Below are 21,589 nucleotides of genomic sequence, written 5' to 3' on the forward strand. Positions count from 1 at the left end.
CCTTTACGTATCGAAAGTGCGGATAGTACGGGAAGCCGCGCGTTAGGCGCGCTCGGCACGCGCAAGCTCGGCAGCGACCAGCTTCACAGCCAGCACCAGCACATCGAGCGCGGCCTCCAGGTCCTCGACTGTGGGATAGCTCGGCGCGATGCGGATGTTGGTGTCGCGCGGGTCCTTGCCATAGGGCCAGGTAGCACCGGCCGGCGTGAGCTTGACGCCCAGGTCGGCGCAAAGCGCGGCGACCTTCTGGGCCGAGCCCTCGGGACCATCGAAGCTTACAAAGTAGCCGCCGCGGGGGTGCGTCCAGGTGGCACAGTCTGTGTCGCCCAAGCCCTCGGTGAGCTTGCGCTCGACGGCCTCAAAGCGCGGACGCAGGAACTCGGCATGCTTTTTCATGTGCTCCTTGACCGCCTCGATGGTGGGAAGGAAGCGTACGTGGCGCAGCTGGTTGAGCTTGTCGGCGCTGATAAGGCCGGCCTTCAGGCGCTTGGAGAACTCCGCGATAACCGCGGGGCTCGCACCGATAAAGCCGATGCCGGCGCCCGGGAAGGTGATCTTGGACGTCGATGCAAAGGCCACCACGCGGTCCTCGGTGCCCGCCGCGCGAGCGAGGTCAAAGATGTTGGCGAGCTCGTCGGTCTCGTCGTACAGGTCGTGCACGCAGTAGGCGTTGTCCCAGAAGATGCGGAAATCGGGCGCGGCCGTGGGCATCTCGACCAGGCGACGCACAGTGTCCTCGCTAAAGGTGATGCCCGTGGGGTTGGAATACTTGGGCACGCACCAGATGCCCTTGATGGAGTCGTCGGCGGCAACCAAGCGCTCGATCTCGTCCATGTCGGGGCCGTTGTCGGTCATCGCGACGGGGACATTCTCGATACCCAAGTCGGCAGTGATGCCAAAGTGGCGGTCGTAGCCGGGAACAGGGCACAGGAACTTGACCTTCTTGCCGTCATGCGCGGCCTCATAAGCCTCCCAAGGCTCGCTACCGCACGAGCCGCAGCGCCAGAACATGCCGGCGATATCGTGCTCGATCAGCAGGCTCGACGAACCCAGTACGAGCGTCTGCTCGGCGGGGCAACCCAGGAACTCCCCCGCCAGCTTGCGTGCCGAGGGAATGCCCTCAAAGCAACCGTAGTTGGAGCAGTCGACGTTGCCGTCGTGCAGATCGGCATCGGCATTGAGGATATCGAGCATGGGTCGAGAGATGTCCACCTGGGAGGGCGACGGCTTGCCGCGGGCCATGTCGAGCGCCAGGCCCTTGGCCTTGACCTCGGCGACCTCGGCTTTGAGCGCCTCGATGGCGGCATCGAGTTCGGTGGTTTCCATCTTCTGGTAGATCGTCTGCATGGGTGCGACCTTTCGCGAAGCGGGACGTTGCAGTTCGTCTAAGTATAGACCGCCACTGCCGCAACGGTATGAAGCCGTGATAGATTAAGTCCATCGCAATGAATTACGACATCGCCGCGCATGCCGGTGTGGGGCGCCCAAGGAGGCACTATGGAGTACGGATCGTTCCAGGCCGAGGAATTCGGCGACCTGCAGCGCCTGGTCGACGGACTGTTTTATGACCGCCGCGCCATCGACCGCCTGGATCTCATCGTGCAGGCCGAGATCTTGGACCTCGCGCCCGACCTCATGGAAATCGTCAACCTTTTGCCGCCCGGCTACTACGACCGCCAATCGCTTTGCGACCAGCTCAACTCCGCCTTGGCCGCCCACGGCTGGGGCGCCGTCTACGGCACCGTGGAATAAGCCTCGAGGCCGGCATTTGGCCCGTTTCCCGACCCTGGCGAGGCTTGTTTTAGGGCTTGTGGCCAAAAAAGGGCAAATATGAGTACTGTCACCTTTTTAGTAGCAGCGTTTCTTGGTCGAAATCGGCAAAACTCGACTTGAAACTGGTAGCGCACAGAGATGTGGTGTAAGAGGCGGGGCATGCCCCGCCTCCGCCCTTTCTTGAAAGGGAGGGGACACCGCCTAGAATTCGTCGTTGGAGTAATGAAGGTGACGAATGGAAGGAAAGGCGATGCCCCAAGAAGAGAGTGTACTGCGCCTCGGCCGCGACGAGGCCCTCGAGGCGGCGAGGCTTTGGCAGGAGTGCGGCGACGCGCGCGAGTTCGCGTGCAGGGTGCTGGGCGGCGTGATGAACGCGCTGATGGACTCCGAGGCCCAGCAGATGTGCGGCGCGAGCCGCAACGAGCGCAGCGACGGCAGGGAGAACAGCCGCAACGGCTACCGCCCCAGGTCGCTCAAGACCGCCGTTGGCGACGTGGAGCTCGAGATACCCAAGCTCAGGCACGGCACCTACTACCCCGAGGGCATGCTCGCGCGATGGTCGCGCGTCGACACCTCGGTGGCCGCCATCGTGCAGGAGATGTACGTGTGCGGCGTATCCACCCGCAAGGTCGAGCGCGTGGCGTCCAGGCTGGGCATATCCTCGCTGTCGAGCTCGGAGGTCTCGAGCCTCTGCTCCGACCTCGACGCCGAGGTGGCGGAGTTCCGCCGCCGCGACCTGTCGGGCACGCCGTGCTGCTACCTGTGGCTCGACGCCACCTACATGAGCTGCAGGGTCGGCTCGTCGGTCGTCTCGCAGGGCGTCGTGACCGCGATCGGGCTGGGCGCCGACGGGCGCAAGCACTTCCTGGGCTGCGACGTGGTCGACACCGAGAGCGAGGACTCCTGGGCGGCATTCCTCGGCGGGCTGCGCGAGCGCGGGCTGGCCGGCGTCCGCCTCGTGGTCTCCGACAGCCACGCCGGGCTCGTGGCCGCCGTCTCGCGCCTGTTCCAGGGCTGCGCCTGGCAGCGCTGCGTGACGCACCTGCAGCGCAACCTCCAGAGCGCCTGCTCGGGCAGGCCCGAGGACTCCAAGGCGGCCGTCAGGGACCTCGTGCACGCCGCGGTCTACCAGGACGACCCCGACCTCGCGCGCTGCGTGTGGGCCGAGGCGGCGCCCTGGGTGGCGTCGGTGTCCGCCAGGGCCGGCGAGGTCTTCGAGCAGGCCGAGGACTCCGCGCTGGCGTTCACGGCCTTCCCCAGGGCGCACTGGGCCAAGCTCCGCACCAACAACGTCCAGGAGCGCGCCAACCGCGAGATCAAGCGCCGCTACAGGGTCGTGCAGTCCTTCCCCTCGAGGGAGTCGATGCTGCGCCTGACGTGCGCGAGCCTCATGGAGACCGAGGGACAGTGGTCCCAGCAGCGCGTGTTCTCCGAGGCCTCGGCCGCCGAGGGCTTCGCCGAGCCCGCGGGCAGGCCGGCCCCGACGGAGGGGAGGCGCCGCGCGCTCGGGCGGCGCGCCAGGGAGATAGTGGACGAGATAGTCGAGAGGCGCGGTCTCAAGAAGGAGTAATATCGGGACTTGCAGCGACGGACCTCAGGACGCTCTTACACCACGTCTGCGCGCGCCACCTTGAAACTCCCTAATCACCGTCAGCTAGCGCCAAATTGGAAGTCGATGGTCACTCATTAACGTACAGTTCTTATAAATTTGTTCATTATTTTCCGCACCTAAAATGATACGCCGTTTGTGACAGTACTCACAAACGGCGTTTTTTGACCACGGGGGGTGTTCCTATAGTTTTGTCAACTGGGCAATGCTGTTTTCGAGATTGAATCGCGACATGCTAACGCCAGGCCTTTCGGCCGATGGGCTCCAATCTGTTCGGAGCGCTTCGACTAGGCGGCGTAGGGCACCCTGTCCCGCATGATCGCGTAGATGACCTTCAGCCTCTTTCGTGCCAGCGCCTTGAGCGCCTTGCCGTGCGGCATGCCCCGCTCTCGGCACCTAGCGTAGTAATCGCCCCATCTTCCCTCTGTCCGGGTAAGGCAGTTGCACGAGAATATGAGCAGGTTCTTCAGCCTCTTGTTGCCTTGGCGCGATGCCGTCACCGAGGAGATCGAGGTCCCCGACTGGCGGTTGCGCGGCGCCAGGCCGCAGTACGACGCGAGCCTGTCGTGGCTTGGGAAGTCTTCGATATCTATGGAGATCGCGAGCTCGGAAGCGGTTTTGGGGCCGATCCCCGGCACCGTCAGGAGGCATCGGTAGGTATCGTCGCCCTCGAGGAGGGCGGATATCTCCGCCGTGATCACATCGATCTCCGCCGAGTTCTCGGAGATCCTGCGCGCGAGCAGCCTCACCGCCCGGTCCTCGGCGGCGATGGCCGCCGCGTCCGGCCTTGTCGAGGAGGCCGTCGAGCGGACGAGGGCCTCGATCTTGCCGCGCGCCGCCCCGCGCGTGAGCGCCGCCGCCCTGCGGGGCCCGGCGTCGGCCACCGACCAGGCCCCGCCGAGGGATGCCATGAGCCTCAGCTGGGGACCGTCGGACAGGTCGACCAACGCCTCGAAGGCGGGGCACGATTCCAGCAGGATGCTGCGCAGCCGGTTCTTGCTCCTGGTGTTTTCGCAGGTCAGGAAGTTTCTCTGGGCGGCCAGCGCCCTCGCCGCCGCGACCGTCGGGCCCGGATCCCCGACCGGCAGGAGTGCGTCGGGGATGCCCAGCGCCGTCTTCGCGATGACCATTGCGTCCCGCTCGTCGGTCTTGGCGTCGCCGGCGAAGAGCCTGGCGGCCCCGTGTGCCGCGAGTCCCGGCAGGTACGCCGCCGACATCCCGGCCGCCTTGGCGCGGGCGAGCGCGAGGGCGCCTATGTTGCGCGACTGGTCGACGACCACGAGCGCGTCGGGGAAGCGGCCGAACAGCGAGTCCAGATCGCCCTCCCTGTTCGCGACGGGGGCGCTCAGCAGTATCTCGCCGTCCCGGGTCGCGACGCATGCCCAATGGGACAATTTCCCGACATCGAGCCCGATGACGGCTTCCGGCATTCTAGGTGGTGCCACGGTGTTATCCTCCAATCGGTAGGCCGATCGGAACCCCTCCCTGCGACACCCACATTACCTGGCCGTGGCGCTTGCGCCCGGCAGTTTCCTATCAGTCGTCCGGAGCGGCGAGCGCCCCCGGTGGCAACACCCCCCGGGCCCTCTACGGGGCAGGGGCAGACGGCCATCCGGAGGCGCCCGATCGGCGGCCCCTCGGGGCTTGCCCGTATCGTAGGCAATGCGCCGAATGCTCGCCATCGAAATTTATCGGTGGCCCACTTCAGACTGTAATGGGTATCTGGCAGGGGGCCAGTAGCGCTCGGATCCGAGTTTCGAACGCATCCAAACCGGTTCTGGTGTCTTTTTTCGAGCTTTTACTCGTTCTTGGGCGCGGGGTGCTTGCAGACCACACTCATGTAGATCATGCCGAGCACGGCCGCGGTGACCGAACCGGCAAGAATGGCAGCCTTGGCGGCAAGAACCTCAAACTCGGCCGTCGGGAAAGCGAGGCCGCTGATGAGGATCGACATCGTAAAGCCGATGCCGCCCAGAATGCCCACACCGGCGATCATGTGCCAGTTGACGTTGCGCGGCAACTGGCAAGCCTTGAGCTTGACCAGGGCAAATGTCATGCCAAAAATACCAATCGGCTTGCCCAGCAGCATGCCAAAGTACACGCCGAGCGTCACCGGGTCGGTGAGCAACGTGCTCATATCCACGCCTACCAGGCGAACCTGTGCGTTCACGAACGCAAAGATCGGCAGAATCACAAAGTTGACCGGTGTGGAGATCAGACGCTCCATGCGGATGAGCGGCGGGGTCACGCGGTGCATGACGCGCTCGACCCTGGTGGTCGAGACGGTAAAGTCATGCTGGCCCAAGATGTGCGCCTCGTCGTCGTAGCGGTCATCGAGCAGCGGCAGGCACTCGCCCAACCAATCGGTGAGGCTATCGAGCTTGACGCCGCACTTGGCCGGGATGGTAAAGGCCAAGATAACGCCAGCAAGCGTGGCGTGCACGCCGCTCTTGAACATACAGAACCACAACAGCAGACCCAGTACCGAATACGGGGCAAGGCGGTAATGCTGCGTCTTGTTGAGCCACACGAGCGCGCAGGTCACAAGCGCGGCGGCGCCCAACCAAAACGGATTGGGGCTCTGACCGTAGAAGATGGCGATGGCGGCGATGGAGATGAGGTCGTCGGCGATGGCGAGCGTCGAGAAGAACACGCGCACGCCGTTGGGAACGCGATTGCCCAAAAGCGATAGCACGCCCAGCGCAAAGGCAATATCGGTTGCCATGGGGATGGCCCAACCGTTGCGGGCGCCGGCATGGTTGAAGATCAGGTAGATACAGGCGGGAACGACGACGCCGCCCACGGCCGCCAGCATGGGAAGCATGGCCTGACGCGGATTCTTGAGCTCGCCGACCGTCATCTCGTACTTAAGCTCAATGCCCACCAACAAAAAGAAAATCGCCATGAGGAAGTCGTTGACGAAAAGCTCAACGGTGAGACCGGCCGTAAGGTTGCCCAGACCCACATACAGCGGGGTCTCCAAAAAGTGATGGACGGCCTCGTAGGCATCGGTATTGGCGCAAATGACGGCGGCGATGGCGGCGAAGACCATGACGGCGGCAGAAATCGTGCCGTTCTCGGCGATGCGCTCCCAGATGTCGTGACGTTCAAAGCGCTTGCGCTCACGAACGTTGAACAGCTGCTCAGTTGCTGCCATGGGCGGCTCCTTTCACGGGAAAGCTCCCGTCTTAAAAAAGCACGGCCCGCCCAAGTGGCGGCGCCGCGCTCTAACGTATTACGCTTGCATCTAGCCTACCCTGCACGACAAGCACGCAGGCGTGGCCGAAAAGCGGAACCACAGGTTGAACATTATTTGCTCAACGGCACGGGCACGCCTGTCCAAGAGACGACGCGGCGCCGTGCACAAAAAACGACCGGAGGCGGGGTGTCCGCGATCCGGTCGTAGCGTTTGGTCAACTAAACCTAGCAGGCGGCCATAATGGGGGCAGCGACCTGCTTCTTACGGGAGAGGACGCCCGGCATCCAGACGCCGTCGTGCTCGTCGGCAATGCCCAGGCCCTTCTGAGCGGCCTCGGTCTCGCCCTCGAGCAGGACCTGCGAGCCCTCCTCCATAATGTCGGTGATGCACAGAACAATGCCGTCGGCACCCTTCTCGGCGGCGTAGGCGCGCATGGCCTCGCGAATCTCGTCAATCATGCCAAGCGCACGGCTCTTGTCGACGGTCTCGTACTGGCCGATGAGCAGCTTCTTGCCGGCGGGCTCGAACATCTTGATGTCGTTGCCGACCATCTCGGCTGCGGTGAAGGAGCCGGACGGACGGGTGAGGAAGACCTCCATGCCAAACTTGACCGGGTCGACGCCCACCTGCTCGCCGAGCTTGGCGGCGACGGCGCGGTCGACATCGGTGGTGGTGGGGCTCTTGAGCATAAGCGTGTCGGTCATCATGGCCGAGAGCAGCAGCTTGGCCTGGACGTCGGAAAGCTCAACGCCGAGCACGCCGGCGAGCTTGGTGACGATGGTGCAGCTGGAGCCCCAGGGCAGGCAGATGTAGTGCAGCGGGCCGGCGGTCTCGAAGTCGCCGATGCGGTGATGATCGACAACGCCAAAGACCGTGGCGTCCTTAAGGCCGGCGACGGACTGGGCGGACTCGTTGTGGTCGGTGAGGACGACGAGCTGACCGGCCTCGACGGACTCGATCACGCGAGGCTCGGCGATGCCGGCGTCGGCGAGCAGCTTGGCGGACTCGGCCGGAAGCTGACCAAGGGCGCAGGCCTCGTAGGTGTTGCCGGCATACTCAACCTGGTTGAGCAACTGGGACAGGACGACGGCGCTCATGATGGCGTCGTTATCGGGGTTCTGGTGACCAAAGACAAGAACGTTTGCCATGGATATCCTCCACTTGATATGTGTACTTGGACGTAGCTATGGTAGCACGCCGATGCCGAGCCTTCGCAGACGGAAGGGCTACGGCATATTTTGGGGCAGGCACGGGGCCAAGGTTGTCCCTTTTGCACCATATTGGTGCAAAGTAACCTGTCCCCCTTGCACCAGCTATTTACCGGCGGCGCGCAGGGCTACGTAGGCGGCACCGATGATGCCGGCGTCGTTTCCGAGCGAAGCGACCTTAATGGGCGTCTCGCGCGAGGCGGAAAGCGCGTACTGCTTAAAGTACTCGCGAGCCTTGTCGAGGTAGACATCGGCCGAGGCGGAGGCGCCGCCGCCGATGAGGAACATCTCGGGGTCGACCACGTTGGCGATAAGCGCCAGGGCGCGGCCAAGGTAGTCGGCCATGGTGTCGGCTGCGGCCAGCGCAAGCTTGTCGCCCTCGCGGCAGGCCTGGAACACGTCCTTGGAATCGGAAGGGCCGGTGAGCTCGATGGGGTCGACGCCCGCCTTCTTGCACTCGGCAAGGTAGTTGCTCACCACGCCGGTGGCGCTGGAATACTGCTCCAGGTGGCCATGGCCGCCGCAGCCGCAGGTGCGCTCCTCGGCCGGGTTCAGGCACATGTGGCCAATCTCGCCGCCGGCGCCCACAACGCCCGATACCACGTCGCCGTTAACGATAACGCCGCCGCCCACACCGGTACCGATGGTGACCATCACCACGTTCTGTACGCCCTTGGCAGAGCCGAGCCAGGCCTCGCCCATGGCAGCGGCGTTGGCATCGTTCTCATACTTAACGACCGCATCGGGGCAGTGCTTTTGAATGGCGATCCTCAGCTCGGGCAGGTTAATGGCAATGTTGGCCTTGACTTTGGCATCGCCCGACGCCGGGATGGGGCACGGAACGGCCAGGCCAATGCCTGCCACAAAGGCGCGCGGAATCTGCGCCTTGGCGACCACCTGGTCGATAGCCTCGGTCACCGCGGCAAAGCCTGCGGCGTCAACGATGGGAGGCGTGGGCACACTGGCCTTGGCCAGCAGGTTACCGTCCTCGTCGAACAGACCCTCCTTAACCGAAGTGCCGCCGACGTCAATGCCGATGTAGTACTGCTTAGGTTCCATGAGAGCCCACCTTTCTCGTTTAAACATTGCCTGTATGGTACCGCTCCCAAGGCAAAAACCTACCAAAAAGAGACAGGTTTGTTTTGGCAGGTTTTATCTGGGAAAACGCAGAGTACGAGATTCGGTTCGCTGGCCGCTATATCGGTTCGGTCCCGTCCTCGGACCGATCATTCCTCAACACGACACTACTCAAATGTTTATCATTTAAAACGCTCTGATTTTACAAGCGGGGCGTCTTTTGATTTTATCTTTCTCGAACTTTTCAATAACTCAATAGAGATACTTAGGCGTTGACTATACTTTCTTTTATTCTCAATCAAGTCGGAAAGGAGGTTCCTTGATTCCCAAATACGAGGCAATAGCTGCAGATATTCGTCGAAGTATCGAGGATGGTGCTCTTAAACCGGGCGACAAGCTTCCCACCGTCGTTGAGTTCTGCGAGCTCTATAGCGTTTCCAAAATCACCGTCAAACGAGCTATCGAGCAAATCACCGAGGAAGGTCTTATTACCAGCCGTCGTGGATCGGGTACCTACGTTAAGGACACGGCGGGACTTCCCGGCCAGGCGTTTTTCCAGGGCAAAAACGACCGTGCCCAGGGTTTTTCGTATGAGCACCGCGGGGAGAAGGTGACCTCGGTGGTCTACGATTTCTCGATTGTTAATCCACCAGCGGACATCGCAGCCCAGCTGGGAATTGCCGAGGATGACTTTGCCTATCACATCGTGCGCGTGCGTCAGGCCGATGAGAAGCCCATCGTTATCGAGTACACCTACATGCCCCTCGAGCTGATTCCAGGCCTTAAAAAGAAGGACCTGTACGGATCGGTCTACCACTTCATCCGCGAGCAATGTGGGCTGAAGATATCGAGCTTCCACCGTACCATTCGCGCCGTGGCAGCAACCGAGGAAGAAGCCAAGCGCCTGGACACCAAACTTGGCTCTCCCCTGCTCGAGCTCACCCAGATTGGCTTTTTGGACAGCGGCGCCGCCTTTGAGTATTCGGTCTCGCGCAACGTTGGCGACCGCTTTGAGTTGCACAACGTAACGTTGGCATAGGTTTTTGTAGTCATCCGGGCGCTCGCTTTGAGCTGTTTCGTGCAGCGCCCGCGCAACACAATGGGGGTATGAACATGTCCGATTTGATTAAACTGACGCCGATCTTTCACGAGAAGATCTGGGGCGGCCGCCAGCTCGAAACCGTATTTGGTTACGACATTCCCAAGGGTCCCATCGGTGAGTGCTGGGCCATCTCGGCCCACCCCAATGGCGACTGCCAGATTGCGGAGGGCCCGTATGCCGGTCACACGCTGTCGTGGCTGTGGGCCGAGCATCGCGAGCTCTTTGGCAACTGCGAGGGCAAGGAGTTCCCGCTACTCGTTAAGATTCTGGACGCCAAGGACGACCTTTCGATCCAGATTCACCCCAACGACGAGTACGCCGCCGAGCACGAGAACGGCAGCCTGGGCAAAACCGAGTGCTGGTATGTGCTGGACTGCGAGCCCGGCTCCACGATTATCGTCGGCCAGCGCGCGCATGACCGCGCCGAGGCCGCACAGATGATCGAGGACGGCCGCTGGGACGGCATGCTCAACGTGCTGCCGATCCACAAGGGCGACTTTTTCCAGATTGATTCCGGCACCGTGCACGCCATCAAGACCGGCACGCTCATTTTGGAGACGCAGCAGTCGAGCGACGTGACATATCGCCTGTACGACTACGACCGTCCCGGCACCGATGGCAAGCTGCGCCCGCTGCACATTGAGCAGAGCCTCGACTGCATCGACTTTGATGCTCAGGCTCCGACCGACGGCACGGTGACCGCGCCCGAAATCGATGGCGTGACCGAGCTCGAGTCTAACTCCTGCTACACCGTCGATCGCGTGCGTGTCGACGGCAGCAAGACCCTCGACCAGCGCTGGCCCTTCATGTGTCTGTCGGTCATCGACGGCGAAGGCACCGTCTGCGGCGACCCCGTCCACAAGGGAAGCCACCTGCTGGCCCCGAGCACCGTCAGCTCCATCGACCTCGAAGGCAAGATGGAACTGATCATCAGCCACCTGTAGGTCGCACCAACAACCCAAACGCAACAAGGGGCTCTCCCGTCCATGTGCGGGAGAGCCCCTTGCCATATCTATTTATCAGCCCACCCGGCTCTCCAGATCAAAAAGCGAACGAGCAGAGCGACGTTCGCAAGCACCGTTACCCAAGGACCTGGGCGGGCGTATAGGGCAACATCGATCGCGAGTTCCGCACGCAAAGGAGAGCACTTAATGTGCTCTCCGTCTTGCGCAGGACTGCCCGAGCAGGCGATGTTGCCCTATACGCCCGCCCAGGTCCGCCAGGATCACGACAGCTTGACGATCGGAGCAAAGCCCTTCATTAGCTTTTTGGTCTGGCCGGTCTTTTCGAATTGAACCTCGATCATGTCTCCAGCGACCGAGATCACGGTACCCGTGCCAAAGGTCTTGTGGCTCACGGTATCGCCTGCGGCAAAGTCCTGCGACGCGCTGGCACGATCGACCTTGCGCTCCACCGTCGGAGACACCTTGGACGACGGCTTTTTAGCTCGCGGCGCACCCGAACCAAAGGTCGAGGCAACACGGCCGGCGTCGGGCGAGACCCCACGATGGCGCTCGGTCCCGCGGCTGCTACCGCCAAAGAAATCGTCAAAGCTCGATCCGCCGCGCGAACCGGAACCGCCGGTCGAGCGCGTATGCGAACCAAACACCTTGCCGCCATACATATCCGAGCCCATGCCCGAGCCAAAGGTGCCGCGACGGTCGCCGCGCTTCTCCCAGCCCGTTCCCTCAAAACCGGCAGAACCGATACCGCTAAACTCGATATCCTCAAACGGAATCTCGTTGAGGAAGCGCGAGCGCGGGTTGGCAGAGGTCGAGCCGTAGGTGCGACGCGTGGCCGCATAGGTCAAGAACAGGCGCTTACGGGCGCGCGTGATGGCGACGTAGGCCAGGCGACGCTCCTCCTCGAGCTTACCCGGGTCATCGCTGCCGCCAAAGTCGTGCACGTGCGGGAAGATGCCCTCCTCCATGCCGGCCACGAACACCGCCGGGAACTCCAGGCCCTTGGCGGAGTGGATGGTCATCATTGTGATGGCATGCGTCTCGCCGGCCAGGGAATCCAAGTCGGAGCGCAGGGCCAGCCACTCCATGAGTGCCGGCAGCGCCTTACAGGTGAGCGGACCGTAGGTGCGCTCAATCTCGTCGGCATGCACGGCACCCGCCGGCATCTCCGTCGGCGCGGCATACGCGTTGCCCGCGATGGCAGCGGCCAGGGCATCCTGCGGTGAGAGCGCCGGGGCGGCTAGTCTATCGAGCGGATTGGAACCTGCAGCATCGCGCGCGCCGACGAGTGCCTCAAACGAGGATGCCGGGGCGGACGGCCCCGGTTCGGGCGCGGGCGCGCTCACCACGACGGGCTCGGGCTCGGCGCCGGCAGGAACGTCGGCAACACCGGCTGCGCGCAGCTCTTCCAAGCTCTCGAGCGTACCCTCGATGTCCTCGTGCGTCTCCTCAAATTCGGCAGCGACGCCCAGGAATTCCTGGATGTTCTCGGCGCGGCTCTCGGACTCCATGGTGCCCTCGGCGCGAAATGCCTGCAGCAAGCCCGTCTTATCGACAATCATCTCGACGACGTCCTTGAGCTCGCCGTCCATGCGGCGGCCCTCGCGCACCAGCGACACAAAGCTCGACAGGCCGTTGCGCACCTTGGCGCTAAACATGCCGGTCTCGGCGCACGCGATCTCGCAAGCCTGGAAGAACGAGCAGTGGTTGTCGCGCGCCAGCTGCTCGATCTTTTGGATCGAGGTGGAACCGATGCCGCGGCGAGGTGTGTTGATGACGCGCTTGACGCTCATCTCGTCGGCCGGGTTCACGATCATCTTGAGGTAGGCCATGACGTCGCGGATCTCGGCACGGTCGAAGAATCGCGTGCCGCCCACGATCTTGTAGGGCACGCCCGCGCGCAGGAACATATCTTCGAGAATACGCGACTGGGCGTTGGTGCGGTAGAACACGGCGATGTCGTCGTAGCTCGTACCCTTGGCGTGCAGCTTCTCGATCTCGCCGGCAATCCAGCGGCCCTCGTCGCGCTCGTCGCTCGCCTGGAAGGCCTGGATCTTCTCGCCATCGCCCTCGGCCGTAAACAGGCGCTTGTCCTTGCGCTGCGAGTTGTGGCGCACCACGGCGTTGGCGGCGCTCAGGATGTGACCCGTGGAGCGATAGTTCTGCTCCAGCTTGACGGTCTTGCAGTTTTTAAAGTCCTTCTCAAAGTCCAGGATGTTGGTGATGTCGGCGCCGCGCCAGCTATAAATGGACTGGTCATCGTCGCCTACGACCATGAGGTTTTGGTACTTGGCGGCCAGCAGGTTGGCGATTTCGTACTGGACGTGGTTGGTGTCCTGATACTCGTCGACGCTAATGTAGCGGAAGCGCTCTTGGTACTTATCGAGCACCTCGGGGCGGGTGCGCAGCAGCTCAAGCGCGCGCACGAGCAGGTCGTCGAAGTCCATCGCATTGGCGGCGCGCAGGCGGCGCTCCAGCTCCAGGTAGACTTGCGCGGCCTTTTTGTCGTTGGGGCTATCGGCGCTCTTGAGCATGTCCTCGGGGCCGATCATGGCGTTTTTGGCCGAGCTGATCTTGCTGCGGATCATGTTGATGGGGAACTGCTTTTGCTCGATGCCGAGCGCCTGCATAATGTCACGCACCATGCGCTTTGAGTCATCATCATCGTAGATGGTGAACTGACCGGTATAGCCCAGCAAGTCGGCGTCCTCACGCAGCATGCGCACGCACATGGCATGGAAGGTGCACACCCACATGCCGCGGGTGCCGCTGGGAATGAGCGCCGCCAGACGCTCGCGCATCTCGGCCGCGGCCTTGTTGGTAAACGTGATGGCAAGAACCTGCCAAGGCTTAACACCCAGGTCGCCGAGCATATGTGCGATGCGGAAGGTCAAGACGCGGGTCTTGCCCGAGCCGGCGCCGGCGAGCACCAGCAACGGACCCTCGGTGGACAGGACCGCCTCGCGCTGGGCGGGATTAAGGCTGTCAATGTCGACGAGCGGCTTGGCGGGCTTGGGCGCCGGCGCGGGAGCGTCGTAGATGTCGAGCGGGACGAGCTCGGGCTCCGGCGCTGCAGGGGCGGTGTATGCATCGAGCGGCACGGGTTCCGGCGCGGGCGGCACGGGTACCGCGGCGTTCTTTTCCCAGGGCAGGGGCTGGGTCATGGGCGACTCCTCATCTGACGGACGGCGCGCCTGCGGGCAGCGCCATAGTTTGAGCCGTACCAGTATACCGAGCCGCGCGGACACCGACGCAAATCACACCACGACTCCGTGCGCCACCGTCAGACCCGCCCCAGCGGATTTGGCGCAATGGGGTCAGGTTGATCTGCACCATGTTGCTGCAAAGTAACCCGGCCCCAATGCACCAATCAGGGAGTCGCCGATGTCATGGCAGCAGCAGCGAGCGGTGGCCGGGGCGAACAAATTGGCATGAAAAGGGGCGGCATAGACCTTCTGGTCATGCCGCCCCCTTTGAATGACAAGTTGTCGCCCCGGCCGCCGCGCAGCGTCGACTAAGTTAGAGGCCGAGCATCGGCTCCAGGACGAAGAAGTACGCGAGCACCACGATGCCCAGGATGATGCGGTAGACGCCGAAGCACTTGAAGTCGTGACGGCGAACGAAGCCCATAAGCCACTTGATGGCAATGAGCGACACCGCAAAGGCGACGATGCAGCCCACGCCCAAGATGGCGATCTCGTTGGTGCCGAAGGTACCGCCCTTAATAAAGTACTTGACCAGCTTGAGCGCACTTGCGCCAAACATAACGGGAATAGCCAGGAAGAACGTGAACTTGGACGCCACCGAGCGCGTGCAGCCCAGCAGCAGGCCGCCGATGATGGTGGAGCCGGAGCGCGATGTGCCCGGCACCAGCGAGAGCACCTGGAAGCAACCGATACCCAGCGCAGTCTTCCAGCTCAGGTCCTCGAGCGTAGCAATGGAGCCAAAGTCCAGGTTATCGTCATCGTCTGCAGTGGCAGTCGCAGCGGGTGCAGCAAAATGCGCACCAGCGGGGCGTCCGCCCGCCACCACGGCACGCGAACCAAACGAACCGGCAAGAGCGGCCTGGTCGCGCTTGTTCGCGCGCCAGTTCTCGATCACGATAAACAGCACACCGTACACAATGAGCGCCAGCGCCACGACGGGAGCATTATAGAAATGCTCCTCCATCCAGTCGTTAAGCGGCAGACCGATCGCCGCGGCGGGAATACAGCCGAGCACAATCTTGCCCCACAGCACCCAGGTGTCGCGACGACCCTCCTTGCCTTTGCTGGGAGAAAACGGATTAAGGTCGTAGAAGAACAGGACGCAGACGGCCAAAATAGCGCCAAGCTGAATCACGACCAGGAACATATTCCAGAACGTCTCGCTCACGTTCATCTTGACGAACTCGTCCACCAAGATCATGTGGCCGGTCGACGAAACAGGCAGCCATTCGGTAATGCCCTCGACTAGGCCCATGAAGGCAGATTTTAGAAGCTCGATAATATCCAAAGGGACCCCCTCGTTAGACACCCGCCGATAGTTGTTCTGCGGACGGTGCGGGCGATGTCCCATTATCAACCGTTGGCGGCGCGCCTGCGCCTACCCTTACCAAAAAACTCGCCCGTTCACAGAATTGCGAGCGGTCAAACCAAAATCCTTGGGTATAACTGCAACAAGATAAAGTGTCCGGCGGTCACGCATCCGCGCCCGCCCGACGCACGAGCCCCGCGCCCGTGCGATAGACCAAGGAGGAAACCATGAACGAGGGCTATACCAAGGTATTTGTTTCACTCGACGGTACTGAGCAGCAGGATTTTGTGCTCGCACGCGCCATCAAGGTCGCCGCGAACAACGGCGCCAAGCTGATTATCGGCCACGTCATCGATTCCACGGCACTCGAGAGCGCCGGTTCCTATCCGGTCGATCTGGTCAACGGCCTAGAGGAGGCATTTAAGAACTCCATCGCCAAGCAACTCGAAGAGGCCAAGGCCAATCCCGATATTCCCGAGGTCGAGGTTATGATTCGCGCCGGCCGTATTCGCGAGACGCTCAAGGACGAGATGCTCGACGTGGTCAAGCCCGACCTGGTGCTCTGCGGCGCTCGCGGTCTGTCCTCGATCAAGTATGCGCTCCTGGGCTCGATTTCGACGTTCCTGCTGCGCAACACCGACTGCGACATCTTGGTCGTAAAGTAGCGTTGCTCCCACCGGCCGCGGGGCCTGCGGGGTTTCCACAGGCACGTCCTCGCCGCTTCGCGGCTGCGGGATGTGCCCTTAGGAAACCCCTCCCGGCCTCGCGGCCTTCGCAGCCTTACTTCAGCGAGTTGTCTGATAGAAAAATGGCGTGCCGCCCCGTTTGGGGCGGCACGTTTTGTTTGGGCGGGCGTCTGCCGCGTACGTTACTCGAAATATTGGAACTTGTTCGTTGAAAACGCGAATGTTACGACAAAGCCTTCGCCGGAATCGGATGCCGCGGTGACGTCGATGCCCATCTTGGAGCACAGGCGTGCCACCAGATAGAGGCCGATGCCCGTTGCGCGCTTGGTGGTGCGGCCGTTGTCGCCGGTAAAGCCCTTCTCGAACACGCGTGGCAGGTCTGCCGCACTCACGCCGCAGCCGTTATCGGCAACAGTGAGCTCAATGCGCTCACTCGCCAGACCCTCGTCCAGCAACGCACCCGAAAACACGATCTTCGCGCCGTCCTCGCACGCGTATTTAATGCTGTTCTGGATGAGCTGCCCCAAGATAAACTCGAGCCACTTCTCGTCGGTAAAGACCTCAAAGTCGAGATTCTCGCACACCGGCGCCACGTGCGCCGCAATGAGCTCGCGCGTGTTGGCTTTAATCGCACCTGTCACCAGGGCCTTGAGGCTCCAACGCCGAATCAGGTAATCGCGCTCCACAACCTCCGAGCGCGCATAGTAGAGCGCCTGGTCGATATAGCGCTCCACGCGGGCAAGCTCGCGACCGAGGTCATCTACGCGCGACAGGTCGTCTTCGCTGCCGTCCAGGTTTTCCAAAATTAGATGGGCCGCCGCCAGGGGCAGCTTGGCCTCGTGGACCCAGCTCTCGATATAGTCGCGATAGTCATCGGTCTGACGCCGGCCTTCGGCAACCTCGTCGCAAGCAGCTTTGCCCACGCGACGCAAGACCTCGTACTCGAGCTCGCCCTCGGCATAGGTCGGGCATTGCACCATCTCCTGCACCCATGCGGGACTCTCGAGCTCCTCGGCCGCACGCTCCAGCTGACGCAGAAAACGGCGACGGCGCGCGTACTCGACCACGATGCCGAGCATACCAAAGATAAAGGACACGCCGACCGCCACGACCACAATAGATGTCGAAGCACCGGCGACCGTCAGCACAAAGCAGCTCAGCAGCACGCCGCACGTCCACACGGCGACGGGAAGCAGCGCATCTTTAAAGAACTTGCCAAACGACATAGCCGGCCCCTAGACCGAATAGCCTTGGCCGCGATGCGTCGTCAAATACCCCTTGATGCCGATTTTTTCGAGCGTGGTACGCAGGCGGTTGATGTTGACGGTGAGCGTATTGTCGTCCACGAAGGCATCGGAGTCCCACAGGTCCTGCATGATGGCCGAGCGCGAGACGATCTTGCCCGCGCGGCTCAGAAGCAACGAGAGGATACGCAGCTCGTTTTTGGTGAGCTCGGTGCTGGTGCCCGTTTGCGTGTTGGTGACCATGGAGCGTGCGAGGTCGAGCTCCAGTCCCTTGTGGACGAGCGTGCTGCGCTCGCCCGCCGCCGCGGTGCGACGCAGTAGTGCGTTGATGCGCGCCACGAGCACACGGGCGCTGTAGGGCTTGGGAACAAAGTCGTCCGCGCCGAGCGTCATGGCCATGACCTCGTCAATCTCGGTCGTGCGCGACGTGAGGACGATGATGGGAACCTCGGATTCGCGGCGAACCTCATGGCAGATGTGCTGGCCGTCTTTGACAGGGAGTGTGAGGTCGAGCAGCACCAGGTCGGGAGCGGCGGCGAGAATATCGCGCGAGACGTGCTCGAACGATTCGCAGGCCTCGATTTCAAACCCGGCGCGGGCAAGAATGTCGACAAGCTCACGACGAATGGGCTCGTCGTCCTCAACGATATAGATCAGCGGCATGGGTTCCGCTCCCCTCTTGGTTGTCTTGCCACCATTATGGCTGCGAAACTGCAGGTGTGCACCGCGCGCGGTGCCAAGGTGACAGAACTGTTCGCGAGCGGGGGCGTTTTGTCCGCCTCGCACTCGTAGCGGTGGCGGGGACCAAAATGATTCTTTAATCCCCGTCCCAGAAAATCATTTAGCGGCGGGCGCGGAGCTTTTCGTAGCCTTCGGCGAAGAAGGCAACCGTAGCGGCGTCGGCCTCGGTGGCGTCCGTCTCGGTTGCGGGGACCACGCCGTGCTCGTCGCTCACTAGGAACAGCGCGCCCTTAAGCTGCGCGGGAATGTCTACGCGCGTGACCGGGATGCCCTTGGTCTGGGCCAGCTGCTCAATGAGCGTCGCCGTGCCACACAGGCGCTCGTCCGCCGGCGCCACAAAGGCAAGCTCGCCGTTGTTGACGGCGGCGAGCAGCTCGGGCGCCACGCCGGTCTCGTCGGCCTCGGAGCGGGCCTCGGCGGAGCGAGCACGCAGCGCCTTGGCCGACGTATCGGCTAGCGGCTCGTACTCCCCCACCGTCATGGCGGCGTTGCCGTTGATGTCGATCACCAGCATGAGCACGCCGTCGCGCGCGGTGTAATCGCCCTCGGCAAGCGACCACTCAACGTGCTGTTTGGCCCAGCTGAGCATGTTATGGGTAAGCGGCTCGCCCTGCACCAGACGCTCGGACAGCGCGCGAATGTGACGGTTGAGCATGGGCACCTTTTTGTTGGACATGCGCCAACGGCAGACAAGCGCGGGCTTGTCGAGCGTAAACTTCTCGACCGCCTCCTGATTGGCGCAAAAGTCCTCGTACGCACGCTGATCCTCGGCATTGCCAAACAGCTCGGCATCATCAATCTGGGGCATGGTCATACCTTTCGTGTTAGTCATTCCGTCCTCTTATACCAAAAAGACGGCCCTCCAAACGGAGCAACCGTCTTTTGCAGAGATTATTTTGTCCCGGGGCGAAACTTAGTGCCTAAAGTGGCGAGCGCCCGTAAACACCATAGCAATATTGTGCTCGTTGCAGGCCTGGATGCTCTCGTCGTCGCGCTTGGAGCCGCCGGGCTGGATGATGCAGGTCACACCATGCTCGGCAAGCACGTCGACGTTGTCGCGGAACGGGAAGAACGCGTCGCTTGCGCAGGCAAAGCCGCCCTTCTCCACGCCCTCGCGCTCGCAGAAGTCCTCGGCGCGCTCGCAGGCAAGCAGCGCAGAGTCAACGCGGTTAGGCTGACCCGGGCCCATGCCAATGCCGGCCTTGCCCTTGGAGACCAGGATGGCGTTGGACTTGACGCCCTTGCAGACCTTCCAGGCAAACTCGAGCTCGGCCATCTCGGCGTCAGTGGGCTTGCGGTCGGTGGGAAACGTGAAGGTCGCGGGATCCTCGGTCACGTGGTCGACTTCCTGCACCAGCATGCCGCCGTCGACGGAGCGCAGCTCCACCTGGGCGCCGTGGTCCACGCCGCCGGTAGCCAGCACGCGCAGGTTGGGGCGCTTTGCCATGCGCTCGAGCGCCTCGGCAGTGTAGCTCGGGGCGATGATAACCTCGACGAACTGCTTGTTCTGATCGGCGAAGTGCTCGACCAGCTCATAGGGAACCTCGCGGTTGCAGGCGATGATGCCGCCAAAGGCGCTCTTGGGATCGCAGGCAAACGCGCGGTCGTAGGCGGCCGTGATGTCCTCGGCCGCGGCGGAGCCGCAGGGGTTCTGATGCTTGAGGATCACGCAGGCAGGCTCGTCGAACTCGCGGACCAGGTTCCAAGCGGCGTCGGCATCCAGATAGTTGTTGTAGCTGAGCGGCTTGCCCTGGATCTGCTCGGAGCCAACGAGCGGGAACTGCGAGCTCGCGGTGTTCTCGCAGCCCTCGGCAAAGCGATAGACCGTAGCCTTCTGCTGAGGATTCTCGCCATAGCGCAGGTCGTCGACCTTCTCCAGCGAGATCTCAAGCTTGGCAGAAGTGTCCGCCACGTCGCTTGCCTGGGCGGCAAGCCAACGGGAGATAGCCGTGTCGTAGGCGGCGGTGGTCTGGTAGACCTTCACCTGCAGGCGACGACGAGTGGAAAGCGTGGTGCAGCCACCGGTCTCGTGCATCTCGGCCAGGACGGCATCATAGTCGGCCGGGTCGGAGATGACGGTAACGCTCGCGGCGTTCTTAGCGGCGGAGCGCAGCATGGAGGGGCCACCGATGTCGATGTGCTCGATGGCGTCCGCGAAGGTGACCTCGGGGTTGGCGACGGTTTTCTCGAACTCGTACAGGTTGACGACGACCAGGTCGATCAGCTTAATGCCGTGCTGAGCGGCCTCCTGCATGTGCTGCTCGGAATCGCGGCGGGCCAGCAGCGCGCCGTGAACCTTGGGGTGCAGGGTCTTAACGCGGCCGTCCATCATCTCGGGATAGCCCGTGAACTCCTCGATGGGGGTTACGGGAACGCCCGCGTCCTCAATGGCACGAGCCGTGCCGCCCGTAGAGATGATCTCGACGCCAAAGTCATCGACCAGCGTCCGTGCGAAATCGACGACGCCCGTCTTATCGGTAACCGAGATCAACGCGCGTGCGATCTTCACATCAGATCCCATGCAGTCCTCCTGTCTGGTACGCCGCCGTGCTCTGTGAGTCGGTGATACGTCGATCTGCAGCGCTCGCGCAGCGGCATTGAAAATACTGATTCAATGTAGCGCATCGAGCGCATCGATGCACCCCGCAACGGGCGCATGTGCAGAAAAAGTTTGTGAGCGGAGGGGATGGGCACGGCACTGGGCACGGTGAGTTCATGGAACACAGGGGCACCATAATTTGATGCCAATGGCGTGGTAGAACTGTGCTCGATATGCATCCGCAAAAGAAAGAGGCACCATGGTCTCGCGGGTTCTCTACCGACCGTTTGATACCGAAGACTTCGACGCCATCGCACTGATTCTGCAGCAGCTTTGGCATAACAATTCGGATAACGATGAGTACAACCGCCTTGAGGCCGCGTGCGACCTCGCCTATTGCCTTTCGTCATCGACGTTTTCGCAGGTTGCCGTAATCGACGGTCAGGCGCGCGGCATTGCGCTCGCGCGTGCGGGACAGAGCTCCGGCGCCACCGTTAAGGAACATTGGATGGATACCGAACGCGCGCTGCTATCGCAGATGCGCGAGCTGGAGCCTGATGCCTGCGCCGAGTATCTCTCGTTTGTGCGCGCAACCATCCGAACCAACAACCGCCTGCTCGAGAGCAGCCCGCTGCCGCACGACAACGAGGTCACGCTGCTTGCCGTTGATCGCGATGTCCACGGCCTGGGCGTTGGCTCGGTTTTGCTCGATGCCGCGGTCTCGTACCTGTCCTCGCTTGGAGCGACGAGGGCGCACCTGTACACCGACTCCAGCTGCTCGTGGAAGTTCTACGAGATGCACGGCTTTAAGCGCACGGCCACGCACCGCGCCAACCGCGAAGAGCGCCGCCACGACATGCCGCGCGAAAGCTTCCTCTACGAACTCGACCTAACAGCCTAGGCCCAGCAGCCATACCTAGTCATTTAGGAACGT

The 21,589-nt window shown here is 62.4% G+C and carries 17 protein-coding genes; 6 read left to right on the forward strand and 11 right to left on the reverse strand.

Annotation, left to right across the window (positions count from 1 at the left end):
* Window positions 1–42: 42 nt before the first annotated feature.
* A complete protein-coding gene (locus tag GXM19_RS06680) occupies window positions 43–1,347 on the reverse strand; it encodes an aspartate aminotransferase type Ic (protein ID WP_006235931.1) in 1,305 nt (434 codons plus the stop codon).
* Window positions 1,348–1,497: 150 nt separating this feature from the next.
* Here GXM19_RS06680 and GXM19_RS06685 point away from each other — a divergent pair, with 150 nt between their 5' ends.
* Window positions 1,498–1,752, forward strand: a complete 255-nt coding sequence (locus GXM19_RS06685; RefSeq protein ID WP_040359778.1) for a hypothetical protein — start codon at window positions 1,498–1,500, stop codon at window positions 1,750–1,752.
* A 256-nt stretch (window positions 1,753–2,008) separates the two neighbouring features.
* The gene (locus tag GXM19_RS06690; RefSeq protein WP_115596155.1) at window positions 2,009–3,343 is read left to right on the forward strand and encodes an IS256 family transposase; all 1,335 of its coding nucleotides are present in this window, start codon (window positions 2,009–2,011) and stop codon (window positions 3,341–3,343) included.
* A 326-nt stretch (window positions 3,344–3,669) separates the two neighbouring features.
* On the opposite strand, the gene GXM19_RS06695 is transcribed toward GXM19_RS06690, so the two are convergent.
* The 4 genes from GXM19_RS06695 to GXM19_RS06710 all read right to left on the reverse strand — a co-directional run bounded on the left by GXM19_RS06695 (window position 3,670) and on the right by GXM19_RS06710 (window position 8,848).
* The gene (locus GXM19_RS06695; protein WP_225093533.1) at window positions 3,670–4,827 is read right to left on the reverse strand and encodes an IS110 family RNA-guided transposase; all 1,158 of its coding nucleotides are present in this window, start codon (window positions 4,825–4,827) and stop codon (window positions 3,670–3,672) included.
* A 353-nt stretch (window positions 4,828–5,180) separates the two neighbouring features.
* On the reverse strand, window positions 5,181–6,539 hold the full coding sequence (gene nhaA / locus GXM19_RS06700) for a Na+/H+ antiporter NhaA (protein WP_006235928.1): 1,359 nt from the start codon (window positions 6,537–6,539) through the stop codon (window positions 5,181–5,183).
* Between the two features lie 266 nt (window positions 6,540–6,805).
* A complete protein-coding gene (locus GXM19_RS06705) occupies window positions 6,806–7,729 on the reverse strand; it encodes a manganese-dependent inorganic pyrophosphatase (RefSeq protein WP_006235927.1) in 924 nt (307 codons plus the stop codon).
* 165 nt (window positions 7,730–7,894) lie between these two features.
* Entirely contained in the window at window positions 7,895–8,848 is a 954-nt protein-coding gene (locus GXM19_RS06710; protein WP_040359777.1) for an ROK family protein, read from the reverse strand.
* A 337-nt stretch (window positions 8,849–9,185) separates the two neighbouring features.
* Between GXM19_RS06710 and GXM19_RS06715 the strand changes: the two genes are divergently transcribed.
* Together GXM19_RS06715 and GXM19_RS06720 are read left to right on the forward strand one after the other, a co-directional pair.
* Window positions 9,186–9,905 (forward strand): GntR family transcriptional regulator, encoded by a 720-nt coding sequence (locus tag GXM19_RS06715; RefSeq protein ID WP_050766173.1) that lies wholly within the window; start codon window positions 9,186–9,188, stop codon window positions 9,903–9,905.
* A gap of 74 nt (window positions 9,906–9,979) precedes the next feature.
* Window positions 9,980–10,912, forward strand: a complete 933-nt coding sequence (locus GXM19_RS06720) for a type I phosphomannose isomerase catalytic subunit (RefSeq protein WP_040359776.1) — start codon at window positions 9,980–9,982, stop codon at window positions 10,910–10,912.
* A gap of 281 nt (window positions 10,913–11,193) precedes the next feature.
* Here the strand turns inward: GXM19_RS06720 and GXM19_RS06725 are convergent, their stop codons facing one another.
* Window positions 11,194–14,094: an ATP-dependent helicase gene (locus GXM19_RS06725; protein ID WP_006235923.1), complete on the reverse strand. Its 2,901-nt coding sequence runs from the start codon at window positions 14,092–14,094 to the stop codon at window positions 11,194–11,196.
* A 355-nt stretch (window positions 14,095–14,449) separates the two neighbouring features.
* Window positions 14,450–15,424, reverse strand: coding sequence for an undecaprenyl-diphosphate phosphatase (locus GXM19_RS06730; protein ID WP_040359773.1), 975 nt, complete (start codon window positions 15,422–15,424; stop codon window positions 14,450–14,452).
* A gap of 248 nt (window positions 15,425–15,672) precedes the next feature.
* On the opposite strand from GXM19_RS06730, the gene GXM19_RS06735 reads away from it, so the two are divergent.
* Window positions 15,673–16,110 (forward strand): universal stress protein, encoded by a 438-nt coding sequence (locus tag GXM19_RS06735; RefSeq protein WP_006235921.1) that lies wholly within the window; start codon window positions 15,673–15,675, stop codon window positions 16,108–16,110.
* A gap of 203 nt (window positions 16,111–16,313) precedes the next feature.
* Here the strand turns inward: GXM19_RS06735 and GXM19_RS06740 are convergent, their stop codons facing one another.
* The 4 genes from GXM19_RS06740 to purH all read right to left on the reverse strand — a co-directional run bounded on the left by GXM19_RS06740 (window position 16,314) and on the right by purH (window position 20,637).
* Window positions 16,314–17,357 carry a sensor histidine kinase gene (locus tag GXM19_RS06740; RefSeq protein WP_006235920.1) on the reverse strand — a complete coding sequence of 348 codons (1,044 nt, stop codon included), beginning with the start codon at window positions 17,355–17,357 and terminating at the stop codon, window positions 16,314–16,316.
* Between the two features lie 9 nt (window positions 17,358–17,366).
* Window positions 17,367–18,038, reverse strand: coding sequence for a response regulator transcription factor (locus GXM19_RS06745; RefSeq protein ID WP_006235918.1), 672 nt, complete (start codon window positions 18,036–18,038; stop codon window positions 17,367–17,369).
* Window positions 18,039–18,216: 178 nt separating this feature from the next.
* Entirely contained in the window at window positions 18,217–18,948 is a 732-nt protein-coding gene (locus GXM19_RS06750; RefSeq protein WP_006235916.1) for a hypothetical protein, read from the reverse strand.
* Between the two features lie 81 nt (window positions 18,949–19,029).
* Complete coding sequence (purH, locus tag GXM19_RS06755; protein ID WP_006235915.1) at window positions 19,030–20,637, reverse strand: bifunctional phosphoribosylaminoimidazolecarboxamide formyltransferase/IMP cyclohydrolase; 1,608 nt, start codon at window positions 20,635–20,637, stop codon at window positions 19,030–19,032.
* A gap of 277 nt (window positions 20,638–20,914) precedes the next feature.
* On the opposite strand from purH, the gene GXM19_RS06760 reads away from it, so the two are divergent.
* On the forward strand, window positions 20,915–21,556 hold the full coding sequence (locus GXM19_RS06760; RefSeq protein WP_006235914.1) for a GNAT family N-acetyltransferase: 642 nt from the start codon (window positions 20,915–20,917) through the stop codon (window positions 21,554–21,556).
* The last annotated feature ends 33 nt before the right edge of the window (window positions 21,557–21,589 follow it).

Origin of the sequence: Collinsella aerofaciens ATCC 25986, assembly GCF_010509075.1 — a bacterium.
Taxonomy (GTDB): domain Bacteria; phylum Actinomycetota; class Coriobacteriia; order Coriobacteriales; family Coriobacteriaceae; genus Collinsella; species Collinsella aerofaciens.

Bases quoted from the DNA above. Each gene is read 5' to 3' on its own strand.
- nhaA (WP_006235928.1), bottom strand. From the start codon at position 6,539: ATGGCAGCAACTGAGCAGCTGTTCAACGTTCGTGAGCGCAAGCGCTTT.
- purH (WP_006235915.1), bottom strand. From the start codon at position 20,637: ATGGGATCTGATGTGAAGATCGCACGCGCGTTGATCTCGGTTACCGAT.
- GXM19_RS06685 (WP_040359778.1), top strand. From the start codon at position 1,498: ATGGAGTACGGATCGTTCCAGGCCGAGGAATTCGGCGACCTGCAGCGC.
- GXM19_RS06680 (WP_006235931.1), bottom strand. From the start codon at position 1,347: ATGCAGACGATCTACCAGAAGATGGAAACCACCGAACTCGATGCCGCC.
- GXM19_RS06760 (WP_006235914.1), top strand. From the start codon at position 20,915: ATGGTCTCGCGGGTTCTCTACCGACCGTTTGATACCGAAGACTTCGAC.
- GXM19_RS06740 (WP_006235920.1), bottom strand. From the start codon at position 17,357: ATGTCGTTTGGCAAGTTCTTTAAAGATGCGCTGCTTCCCGTCGCCGTG.
- GXM19_RS06705 (WP_006235927.1), bottom strand. From the start codon at position 7,729: ATGGCAAACGTTCTTGTCTTTGGTCACCAGAACCCCGATAACGACGCC.
- GXM19_RS06725 (WP_006235923.1), bottom strand. From the start codon at position 14,094: ATGACCCAGCCCCTGCCCTGGGAAAAGAACGCCGCGGTACCCGTGCCG.
- GXM19_RS06690 (WP_115596155.1), top strand. From the start codon at position 2,009: ATGGAAGGAAAGGCGATGCCCCAAGAAGAGAGTGTACTGCGCCTCGGC.
- GXM19_RS06745 (WP_006235918.1), bottom strand. From the start codon at position 18,038: ATGCCGCTGATCTATATCGTTGAGGACGACGAGCCCATTCGTCGTGAG.
- GXM19_RS06750 (WP_006235916.1), bottom strand. From the start codon at position 18,948: ATGACTAACACGAAAGGTATGACCATGCCCCAGATTGATGATGCCGAG.
- GXM19_RS06735 (WP_006235921.1), top strand. From the start codon at position 15,673: ATGAACGAGGGCTATACCAAGGTATTTGTTTCACTCGACGGTACTGAG.
- GXM19_RS06720 (WP_040359776.1), top strand. From the start codon at position 9,980: ATGTCCGATTTGATTAAACTGACGCCGATCTTTCACGAGAAGATCTGG.
- GXM19_RS06710 (WP_040359777.1), bottom strand. From the start codon at position 8,848: ATGGAACCTAAGCAGTACTACATCGGCATTGACGTCGGCGGCACTTCG.